Origin of the sequence: Pseudanabaena cinerea FACHB-1277 (assembly GCF_014696345.1) — a bacterium.
GTDB classification, from domain to species: domain Bacteria; phylum Cyanobacteriota; class Cyanobacteriia; order Pseudanabaenales; family Pseudanabaenaceae; genus Pseudanabaena; species Pseudanabaena cinerea.
In genome coordinates, this window is sequence record NZ_JACJPY010000004.1 from 113,385 (window position 1) to 124,334 (window position 10,950).

At 44.8% G+C, this 10,950-nt stretch carries 7 protein-coding genes; 4 read left to right on the forward strand and 3 right to left on the reverse strand.

What is annotated here, in order from left to right:
* Nucleotides 1–59: 59 nt before the first annotated feature.
* Nucleotides 60–1,310, reverse strand: a complete 1,251-nt coding sequence (locus H6F44_RS02550) for a SufS family cysteine desulfurase (RefSeq protein ID WP_190349357.1) — start codon at nt 1,308–1,310, stop codon at nt 60–62.
* 98 nt (nt 1,311–1,408) lie between these two features.
* Between H6F44_RS02550 and H6F44_RS02555 the strand changes: the two genes are divergently transcribed.
* Nucleotides 1,409–2,077, forward strand: coding sequence for a TMEM165/GDT1 family protein (locus H6F44_RS02555; RefSeq protein ID WP_190349358.1), 669 nt, complete (start codon nt 1,409–1,411; stop codon nt 2,075–2,077).
* Here H6F44_RS02555 and H6F44_RS02560 read toward each other — a convergent pair.
* Nucleotides 2,034–4,781 (reverse strand): ATP-binding protein, encoded by a 2,748-nt coding sequence (locus H6F44_RS02560; RefSeq protein ID WP_190349350.1) that lies wholly within the window; start codon nt 4,779–4,781, stop codon nt 2,034–2,036. The two genes, H6F44_RS02555 and H6F44_RS02560, sit on opposite strands and share 44 nt — an antisense overlap.
* Nucleotides 4,782–5,145: 364 nt before the next feature.
* On the opposite strand from H6F44_RS02560, the gene H6F44_RS02565 reads away from it, so the two are divergent.
* The 3 genes from H6F44_RS02565 to H6F44_RS02575 all read left to right on the forward strand — a co-directional run bounded on the left by H6F44_RS02565 (nt 5,146) and on the right by H6F44_RS02575 (nt 9,886).
* Nucleotides 5,146–5,730 carry a Uma2 family endonuclease gene (locus H6F44_RS02565; RefSeq protein WP_190349351.1) on the forward strand — a complete coding sequence of 195 codons (585 nt, stop codon included), beginning with the start codon at nt 5,146–5,148 and terminating at the stop codon, nt 5,728–5,730.
* 102 nt (nt 5,731–5,832) lie between these two features.
* Entirely contained in the window at nt 5,833–7,296 is a 1,464-nt protein-coding gene (locus H6F44_RS02570; protein ID WP_190349352.1) for a TldD/PmbA family protein, read from the forward strand.
* Between the two features lie 115 nt (nt 7,297–7,411).
* Nucleotides 7,412–9,886, forward strand: a complete 2,475-nt coding sequence (locus H6F44_RS02575; RefSeq protein ID WP_322096150.1) for a response regulator — start codon at nt 7,412–7,414, stop codon at nt 9,884–9,886.
* 176 nt (nt 9,887–10,062) lie between these two features.
* Here the strand turns inward: H6F44_RS02575 and H6F44_RS02580 are convergent, their stop codons facing one another.
* Entirely contained in the window at nt 10,063–10,890 is an 828-nt protein-coding gene (locus tag H6F44_RS02580; protein WP_190349353.1) for an IS110 family transposase, read from the reverse strand.
* Between the last annotated feature and the right edge of the window lie 60 nt (nt 10,891–10,950).

Sequence of the window (10,950 nt, forward strand, 5' to 3'; positions counted from 1 at the left end):
AGAACTCGATATTCTTGATGGCGCAGCCTTGCTTTGCCATCAAGAGCATACCGCAATGGTTAGGCGATCGCCCGTTTAAAGAAAGCGATCGCCTCATTGAGCGCGATGATAAAGTTATCAATTTCGGCTTTAGTATTGTAAAAATAGACACTTGCCCTTGCAGTGCCATTTATGCCCAAATAACGGTGCAATGGTTGTGTACAGTGATGACCAGAACGAATGGCAATACCATCTTGATCAAGCATTGCGGCAATGTCATTGGCATGGATACCATGATCAATCGTAAAAGCCGCCAACCCAGCGCGATCGCCTTTGGGCCCATAGATCGTGATATCAGGAATCTCCATCAACGCTGCCATGAGGTAATTAATTAATTCCTGTTCATAGGCGTGGATTTTGTCCATGCCGATCGCCGTCAAATAGTCGACTGCCGCACCAAGGGCGATCGCCTCACCAATGGCAGGAGTTCCCGCCTCAAATTTATGGGGTAGGTCAGCATAGGTGGAGCGATCGAGAAACACATCGGCAATCATTTCGCCACCACCCATAAAAGGAGGCATATCCAACAAAATGTCACGCTTACCATAGAGAAAGCCAATTCCCGTTGGCGCACACATTTTATGTCCTGATGCAACCAGCCAATCACAATCTAGCTTCTGCACATCAATGGGCATATGTGGCACACTTTGACAAGCATCGATCAGTACCTTCGCGCCTTGGGCATGGGCATGGGCAGTGATCTCTTCCACTGGATTCACGCAGCCAAGAGTATTAGAAACATGGACAAGGGAAACCAATTTGGTTTGGGAAGTCAGCAAAGATTTAAACTGCTCAACAGTGAGCACTCCTTCTCGATTTGGCTCCAAAAACTTCAAAACTGCACCTGTACGCTGGGCGATCAGTTGCCAAGGCACAATATTACTATGATGTTCCATTACCGACAAAATCACCTCATCTCCCGCTTTCAAATTTGCCCAACCCCATGTATAGGCGACTAAATTGATTGCTTCACTGGCATTGCGGGTATAAATTATTTCCTGAGATGACTTCGCATTCACAAACTTGGCAATCTTATCCCTTGCACCTTCGTAGGCATCTGTCGCTCTGGCGCTGAGAGTATGTGCGCCCCGATGCACATTGGCGTTGTCATGTTCATAATAATATTTCCAAGCCGCAATTACCGACTTGGGTTTCTGCGAACTAGCGGCATTGTCAAAGTAAATGAGCGATTTACCATTTATTTCTTGATTGAGAATTTCAAAATCTGCTCTGACCTGATCCGCCAGAGTCTTTGCGTAGGTTAATGTCATCAGGCTTATATGTAAGACCATAGTTAGGATTTGCTATTTGCATCTTATCCTAAATTCTGAATATAATGTCTTGCCCCGATCCGTTAGAGTCGCAAAGAATGCAAACCGCTTTTACCGCTAGTCTTTTATTAATTACGATTTCAGAATTAGGTGATAAAACATTCTTCATCGCAGTGATTTTGGCAATGCGCTATCCTCAACGCCTAGTTTTCGCCTCAGTCTTAGCCGCCCTTGCCCTCATGACGGTGCTTTCTGTGGTTCTAGGTCAAGCCGTATCCCTACTACCCAAAATCTATACCCACTATGGCGCGATCGCTTTGTTTCTAATCTTTGGCGCAAAATTAATCTATGACGCTTCGCAAATGACTGCCCAATCAAATGCGGAAATAGTCCATGAAGCAGAAGAGACGGTGGAAACATTGGACTCCTCCAAGGCGATCGCCAAGTTGCCAATTATTGGCAAGTTTTTGAATATTATGCTATTGCGCTATCCTTGGCTGGGCATTGGGTTACAGGCTTTTATGATGACCTTCTTAGCAGAATGGGGCGATCGCACCCAAATTAGCACAATCGCCCTCGCCGCCGCTTACAATCCTGTTTTTGTCACCATTGGGGCAATCTTAGGGCATGGCATCTGCACCGCGATCGCTGTATTGGGCGGTCGGTTGATCGCTGGCAAAATTTCTGAACGAGTAATTACCGCGATCGGGGGGATATTATTTATTATTTTTGGGGTAACTGCTTATCTGCAAGGGGTTGAGCCGTAAGTGCTAGCGCATTTTCCCCATTGTCAAGGATAGCCAATAGAACACGGTGGATCGATTGTTTGAGAATATTGTATTCGGAATGCATTCGATCAAGTAATTTTTGGGCTTTGGCAATATCTTCACTGGTAAAGTGTTTAGCACCTATATAGTAACGGCTGCAACTTTCTATCTCTTGGCATAGATCCACCAGCCGAGTTGCACCAAAAGTACTACTCCCTCCTTTCAAAGAATGACATTCTGCCTCTATCGTTACGAAATCATGCTGTAAGATCGCCCTCTGCATAGCGGCGATCGCGATCGCTGTATGCTCTAAATAAGCATCAACTAAATTAGATACATTTTCCTTCCCTATAGAATCCCCCAACCTTGTTAAGGTCTTTACATCAATGAATGGAGAATAGTTGGAACGGTGATTTAAATCATTTAAATTTTTGAAATGGTTTTGTTGTGCCGCATTAGTGACGACCATAGATAATGTTTCCGCCTGCAAGGGCTTAGTTACATAGTCATCCATCCCCGCCGCAAGGGCAGCATCGCGGAAATCAGAAAAAGCATTTGCCGATAGACCCACAATCCAAGGCTGGTGCTTAGCAAACTGGCGAATATGCTTCGTAGCAGTAATTCCATCCATGATTGGCATCTGTAAATCCATAAATACGAGGTCATATTTACGACCACAAACCACATCAACGGCTTCCTTGCCATCACTGACAGATTCGGCAAGATAGCCCATTTTATCCAACATCAATAACAGAATTTCCCGATTTACAGAATTATCTTCAACCACCAAAATTTGTAATGGATAGCGATCGCCAATTCTAAGCTCTAAAGCTTGTTGAGCCTTTTCGTGATGATCATCTTGATTTGCATCATGATTAGCAAGCTCGCTATTACAAGTAACGCCATATTGCAGAATATCCTTGCCACTCTCCATAGCATCTTGCCCATCTGAAAGATTAGGCATAGATACAGCCTCAGCACAAATCGAAAAACTAAAAGTAGAACCCTTGCCCACCTCACTCTGAACATGAATAGAGCCGCCCATCATCTCGCACAACTGCTTGCAGATCACTAGCCCCAAGCCCGTACCACCATATTGACGGCTGATGGAGCTATCCGCCTGTCTAAAGGATTGAAATAGTTGTTTTAATGAATCTGGATCAATGCCAACCCCAGTATCAATGACATCAAACATGATTCTGTAAATATTGGCATCAGCACTAAGCAATTGCGAACTAATGCCAATGGTAATGCCCCCCTGTTGGGTAAACTTAATCGCATTATTTACCAGATTGACTAAAATTTGACGTAACCTCCCGTGATCGCCAATGATGTAAGTTGGGACGCTTGGATCTTGTGATACCGAAATAGAGAGAGACTTCTGCTCGGCACGGGCAGACATCATGGCTAGCATATTATTAACACATTCTTGCAACTTAAAGCAGCTCTCTTCTAATTCCATTTGTCCTGCTTCAATCCGCGAAAAGTCTAGAATGTCATCCACAATTGACAGTAGCATCTCTCCACCTTGTCGAATTGTGGATACATAATGTTTTTGCTGTGATGAAAGGTCTGTATTGAGCAGTAAGTCAGTCATGCCGATGACGGTATTCATCGGTGTGCGGATTTCAGGGCTCATAACTGCCAAAAATGTACTTTTTGACTGGTTAGCCGCTTCGGCAATTTGGGCGGCGGCAATTTGGGCTTCAGTATTTTTGCGATCGCTAATGTCATAGACCGATCCTCGCAATACCATCGTTTTGCCATCCATCAACAAACCGATCCGCGCCGTGTCGCTGACCCAAATTATCTTACCGTCACGCCGAACCATGCGATATTCGCAAAAAAAAGGTACCCCTGTATCAAGGGTATCTTGGAGCTTTTGATATACCCAATCGCGATCTTCGGGATGCACATAATTTTGCCATTCCTTAAAAATAGTTGTAAAGGTATAACTACTTACAGGCAATCCTAATAGTTCTTGAACTTGTGGACTGATATATGCAAAGTCAGTATAATCAACACTCTCATCGGCATTTTTGTCGGCTAATGGCGACAGATAAGACACACTCGGAACCTGTTCGACTAAATAGCGATACTGCTCTGTCCAATGATAGAGATTGTTGTATGCCTGTTCGGCATCTTGAGCCTGAATTTGCAATTGCTGATCATGGTTATCTCTAGCGATCGCGATCTCTGACTGCATAGCGACATTTTGCCACAGCAGCAAATCATCTTGATCCCATGAAAAGTTAGGACTCTCGATAGCGATCGCCCCTAAAAATCCCCATAGCACTTGCTCTAGTTGGGTTGCCGATCCTTGAATATTTACTCCTCCATCCACATCATGACTCGCTAAAGTCAATGGTATTAGCAGATGATTATTGTCAATAACTGGATTGGCATAGCTTTGAATTTTGGGATTATTTATGAGCTTACTGAGTATTGCATCTGAGAGATCGCCTGTCGGCGGATCTAATTGACAACTAGGGGCGATCGCCTCTGCCATGATTGCACCGCCCCAATCTCGCTCTCTAAACTGCTCAGGATTAGCGCCAAGGCAAGCGATCGGCTTTTCAAACTTATAAAAGTAAACATAGCGCAGACCTCCTAGTTCTAGAAGCGCTGCACAAACCCTACCTAGAGCCGCCCCCAGTGGTTCTGATTGTCTAAATACCTGCAATATCTGACTCGATATTTGCATTTGCGCTCTCAATTTTTCCATACCCAGATTCAAAGTTTAGTTTAAAGGGTGAAATAGACAAAGCTCGTAATCTTGGCAATTATTGCCATATATTAATTTGGCTGCCAGCACTATCACTGAGTTGAGCATTGACACTCCTTTGATAATAACATTTCATAAAACTATAAAGATAATTTTTAGTGTTTGTCATGTGGTTTTAATAAAAAAAGTAAGGAGCAATAATGGTAATCAGCAAGCCCTAATGCAGCGCTTGGCAATGAATCTGAAACTTAGCAGCACATATTTGGTCATTTGGCAAAGATTTTTGCAAGTCTTGTAAGTTAGTCGCTAATAATGTTATGACAATTGCAAGCAGGAGTTTTATATGTCCCCGATCGCACTCTCAACTCCAACCACAACTAAAAAAATCTGGACAGATGCCGAACTAATGGCACTAACAGATGGGAAATGTTATGAGCTTGTTAATGGAGAACTAATTGACATGGGAAATTCGGGAGCCTTACATGGATATACTTGCAGCCTTCTGGTTATGACACTGATGAATTACATCTTGCCTAGAGAACTGGGAATTATTCTTGACTCTAGTACCGCCTTCACGATGAAAAGCGGGAACAAGCGATCGCCTGATATTTCCTTTGTCTCAAGAGACCAGTTAAAAGGCTTGACCGCATTACCCGATGGCTTTTTAGATGGCGCACCTGACCTAGCGATCGAGGTTCTCTCCCCTAACAATACGATCGCCGAAATCGATCAAAAAATCGTGGAATATTTCGAGAATGGCTCACGCTTAGTTTGGGTGATTAATCTGAGATTGCGCTATGTTTTAGTCTATCGCTCATCCCAAGAACCCGATCGCCTACTCAAGCAAGCCGACTCTTTAGATGGAGAAGAGATTATTGCTGGTTTTACCATGCCATTGTCAGAACTATTTCAAAAGCTATCATTCTGAATATGCAATGGCATATCGGTCAGGTCAAAGTGCTGTCAATGCTCAGGTGAAACTTTGTTAAACTTGCAGAAGCAATGTTAAGGAAAAAATGAGCCACTGCCGATGAAAACCAACCTACTCCAAGAACTCCCCAGTTTGCAATATGCCACCGTCAGCGATCGCTTTGATGAAACATGGGAAGCGCCCCTATCCATACTATTAGGGCTAGGCAGAGCCGCAGGTGCTGACTTTGTAGAGTTTTTCTTAGAGCGCAATAACTACATCAGTTGTCTGGCGGAAGATGACGCAATCACGAGCATTTCGCCACGCCTCTCAACTGGGGCAGGTATTCGCATCTTCAAAGGCAAGGTTGATTGCTACGTTAGCACCAATGACCTCACATTTTTGGGCTTAAAATCAGCCCTCGAACGCGCCCTTGCAATTTTGGGCTTGCAATTGCCATCACCCCATGCCCGCATTCCCGAAATTCAGCTAGAGCTATATCGCGACTATGCCACCAAAAAGCAAAAAGACAATTGGCTAGGGCAATGTAGCCCCATGCGCGAAATGGGCGATATTTTGCTAGGGGCAAATCAAATGCTTGCCCAGCAGGGAACACATATTCAATCGCGGCGATCGGGCTATTTCCGCGATTGGCAAGAAATCTTAGTGGCAGCCAGTGATGGCACATTTGCGCGGGATATTCGGCTCACCCAATCTATCGGCTGCAATCTGCTCTGTGCCGATGGTGCAAATCGCTCATCCATTGGCAAGCGCGTTGGTGGCACAAGCGACCCTGCCTATTTGCGCCATTGGCAATATGAGCCTGTGGTGGCGGAAATCGTCGAGGCGGCTGGCAAAATGCTCTATGCCGACTATGTGGAGTCAGGCAGCTATCCGATTATTATGGCAAACCAATTTGGCGGCGTGATTTTCCATGAGGCCTGTGGACATTTGCTAGAAACTACGGGCATCGAAGCGAAAACTACGCCTTTTGCGGAAATGAAGGGTCAAAAAATTGCCCATGAAAACCTGACGGCCTGGGATGAGGGACGCTCTGAGGATGCCTTCGGGACGATTGATATGGACGATGAGGGGATGCCCACCCAGCGCACCCTGCTGATTGAAAATGGCATTTTAAAGAATTTCATTAGCGATCGCGCTGGCGAACTGCGGACAGGACATCCGCGCACGGGTAGCGGTCGCCGTCAAAGCTATACCTATCCTGCGGCAAGTCGGATGCGAAATACTTATATTGATGCGGGGGATTTTTCCTTGGATGATTTATTTGCCTCAGTCGATCGCGGCATCTATTGCAAAAAGATGGGCGGTGGCAGCGTCTTACCCACAGGGCAATTTAACTTTGCGGTAGATGAAGCCTATCTCATCGAAAATGGCAAAATTACCAAGCCCCTTAAGGGCGCAACCCTAATCGGCGATGCCAAGGAAATCATGCAGGAAATTTCCATGAGTTCCCGCGATCTAGAACTGGCGGCTGGTTTTTGTGGCTCAGTCAGTGGCAGTATATATGTCACCGTTGGACAACCTCATATTAAGGTAGACGCGATTACGGTGGGAGGACGCTGAAAATAAATGCGGGGGCAATTCATAAATTGCCCCTACCATGAATTGTCAATACATTTATTTCTAGAATTGCAAGCTGTTGTATATTCATATTCAACTTTTACAAGGTAATTAGGTCGTGCAGGTAAACGAGTTCAACGTCTCGCATTCAACCCTGATCGTGGTGGATGATGATCCCAATGTTCGCCACGAACTCGCATCGATGCTGGTGGAGCAAGGCTATGTGGTAAAAATTGCTAACGATAGCAGTGAAGCCTTGCTATGTGTACAGTTGTACGCACCCGATCTAGTGATTTTGAGTACATCATTACCCCAAGGCTCAGGGTATGACCTTTGTCGCATTCTCAAGGCAGATACTGCAACCGCCGATATTCCTATTGTTTTTACGGGAGATCAGGACAGCCTCGAAGATAAAGTTCAAGCTTTTGATATTGGTGGCGTTGATTATATTTGCAAGCCTTTACACTTAGCTGAAGTTGCGGCGCGGGTGCATCTGCACCTAATTTTGCGCCATCTGCAAACCGACTTAGCCCAAAAGAATCGAGAGCTATCACAGGCATTGTTGGAAAGAGTGGGGATGCTCAAGGATTTGCAGAGGGCAAATTTGTTGCTCCATGCCCAAAAAGAAGCGGCGATCGATGGCATTTTTGCAGTGGATGAGCAAGGAAGGGTTGCTAGTTTCAATCGCCGATTTTGTGAAATGTGGAATATTCCCCATGATCTGTTAACTCAAAAACAAAAGGACGGTCATAGTCTTAATGATTTCCCTTTAGGGGCATTTTTGACTAGTTCGCATTTACCCGAAGTGTTAACAGAACTGTTGGAGATGACCTATGAAAATCCTGATGTTGTAAGAAGTGGTGAGGTGAATTATGGCGATCGCACCTTTGACTATTACACCAGCCCCGTTAGCTCCGATCAAAATCGTTTTTTTGGCTTAATCTGGTGCTTTCGGGATATCACTGCCAAAAAAGAAGCGGAACTACGGCAATGGCAGCTAATGGAAGATTTACGGAAGGCAAAGGAGCAAGCGGAGGAGGCAGTTCGGACTAAGGCGGCATTTTTAGCAATGATGAGCCATGAGATTCGCACCCCGATTAATGGTGTAATTGGGATGACCCAACTACTTGCGGATACGGAGTTAGCGCCTGAGCAATCTAAATATGTCCGCACAATTCAGGTCAGTGGCGAGATTTTGCTGTCGGTAATTAATGATATTTTGGATTTCTCAAAAATTGAGTCGGGAAAGTTAGAATTAGAAACCGCGCCGTTAGATCTGCGGGTGTTGGTGCGTGATATCTATGATGTGCAGCTTCCAAAGGCGAAGGAAAAGAAATTGAAGTTTGAGGTGGGTATGCACCCGAATGTGCCTTATTTTGTGATGGGAGATGTGACAAGACTACGCCAAATTTTGTTAAATCTGGTGACAAATGCGCTGAAATTTACTGATTCGGGCTTGGTGCGAATTGTGGTCAGATTAGCTAATTCGCAAGTGCCTGTGGTAGGGGTTCCTTTTCAATTGTTGTTTTCGGTGACAGATACGGGGATTGGCATTTCTGAAGAGCAGATCCAGCGTCTATTTCAGCCATTTTCGCAGGCAACAGCAGCAACAGCCCGTAAATATGGTGGTACGGGGTTGGGTTTATTGATTTGTAAGAAGTTGGTGGAGAGCATGGGGGGCAAGATTCAAGTGGAAAGTCAGGTTGATCAAGGCTCAACCTTTTCCTTTACCGTGAAAACGGAGATCGCGCAGCAGCAACCCAATCAGATTTTAAGAGAACAAGTTACACTTTCTAATAGTCCTTCTCAACGTTTGGGCGATCGCCTACCCCTCAAGATTCTCATTGCCGAGGATAACTTGATCAATCAAGAGCTAGCAATGGCGATGTTGATTAAGATTGGCTATCGTCCTGATGTGGTAGATAATGGCTTGGCAGTATTGCAAGCTTTGCAGGTAAATCAGTATGACCTGTTGCTTTTGGATGTACAGATGCCAGAGATGGATGGATTGGAAACGGCGGATTACTTGGTACATCATTGGGAAGATTTGCAGACGGGTTATGAGCGCCCGACAATTATTGCTATGACTGCTAGTGCGATGCAGGGCGATCGCGAAATGTGTTTGCGGGCGGGCATGGATGACTACATTAGCAAACCGATTATGATGGAGTCATTGCAACGTACCATTGAAAAATGGGCGATCGGGGGACAAAATGACATGACGATCACTACTGATTTTGAAACTCCATTACCACAATCTTCTGTGATAGATATTTCCGCCATTAAGAATTTAGAACAGATCAATCCTAAACTGATTGGCAGAATGATTCATCTATTTACGGTTGAAGAAGCACCGACCCTATTACAAAACCTGCAAGTGGCGATCGCCAATAATGATTTACCAAATGTCAGTTACAACGCTCACACCCTGAAGGGCAGCAGCAACATTTTAGGAGCCAAAAGTCTTGGACAGCTCTGTTTAGAGATGGAACTAAAGGGAAAACGTAATGATAATACAGGACTGTCAGATTTATTTAGTCAAATCGAACAACAGTATCAAATCGTCTGCCAAGAGCTAACGCGCTTTGGGTAATCCTCAAAAATCGCCAAGGCAATTCATGGTCTCTCAAAGATTGTTTGTAACAGTCCAAATCATGATCGCCGCTACCCAAAAACCAACCAGCGATCGCCCTTCATCATAGTAGGTTAAGCCAGATATTAAAAAAGCCCTTGCCAGTCAGGAAGGGCTTAGAACCTTTTGGAATTGATTTAATTACTATAAGCTCTCAGTTCATCAATCAAGGCTTGAAACAGCATTTCTACAGCACGGCAGCAGGTACGAGATCGCACAAGCTTAATGGGTACACCATTGGCTTTGAGCTTATCGCGGTATTCTCCTAAAGCTTTGCCATAGTCATTGTTTGGGCGGGTTTTAGCAGGTTCGATAGTTGTAAATTCCCATTGCCACAAAGCCTTTCGGCATAGGGTAGAACCGCCCGTGATCCACTTGTCACTCTTCCCTGAACTATCTTCAACCAAACCAAATCCTAGAGCGAGTTTAAAAGCATTTAGCGATCGGTATCGCTTGCTTTTCCCTTTCCCCTTCTTGTTCCTTACCAGTTCGATGATCGGCTTATGATCTGCACCCAGAAAAGTGCCAAGCGGGTAGATAGTGCCAAGAATTAGCGATCGCACTCGTTGACCCATACGAAAGTCGTCAAAGACCTTGTTATAGGGTTTGAACATCTCATGACTGATTAACTCAGTCAACTGCTTTTCAATGCGTGATTCTTGTTCATGGATTACGCACATCCTCTCAGCGTGGTCTTTGGTAAATTCACCAATGCCAGTCCCGATTGATTCTGCTTCAAGCTTGGCAAACTTGTTTTTAGATTGGGTTGTGATCTTTCTGCCTGCCAAGTATCGAAATAGCGGTGCTGGCAGATCCGATTTGCGATTGCCTGAATGTTCAGATAATTCTGGAAACTCAAAAGCCAGTGCCTGTCTAATGCGATTAATGATTGGGCTTTGAACTCGGTTTAGATGTGACAGTTGCCTGAGGGGGTGACAAAGACATCTAAAACGTAGCCGTGACAAGCTGCATAGCCCTCTTACCTCGTTGATAGTAGGTTAACTTATTGGGAGCTAGTTTCAATA

Bases quoted from the DNA above. Each gene is read 5' to 3' on its own strand.
- H6F44_RS02550 (WP_190349357.1), bottom strand. From the start codon at position 1,310: ATGACATTAACCTACGCAAAGACTCTGGCGGATCAGGTCAGAGCAGAT.
- H6F44_RS02555 (WP_190349358.1), top strand. From the start codon at position 1,409: ATGCAAACCGCTTTTACCGCTAGTCTTTTATTAATTACGATTTCAGAA.
- H6F44_RS02560 (WP_190349350.1), bottom strand. From the start codon at position 4,781: ATGCAAATATCGAGTCAGATATTGCAGGTATTTAGACAATCAGAACCA.
- H6F44_RS02565 (WP_190349351.1), top strand. From the start codon at position 5,146: ATGTCCCCGATCGCACTCTCAACTCCAACCACAACTAAAAAAATCTGG.
- H6F44_RS02570 (WP_190349352.1), top strand. From the start codon at position 5,833: ATGAAAACCAACCTACTCCAAGAACTCCCCAGTTTGCAATATGCCACC.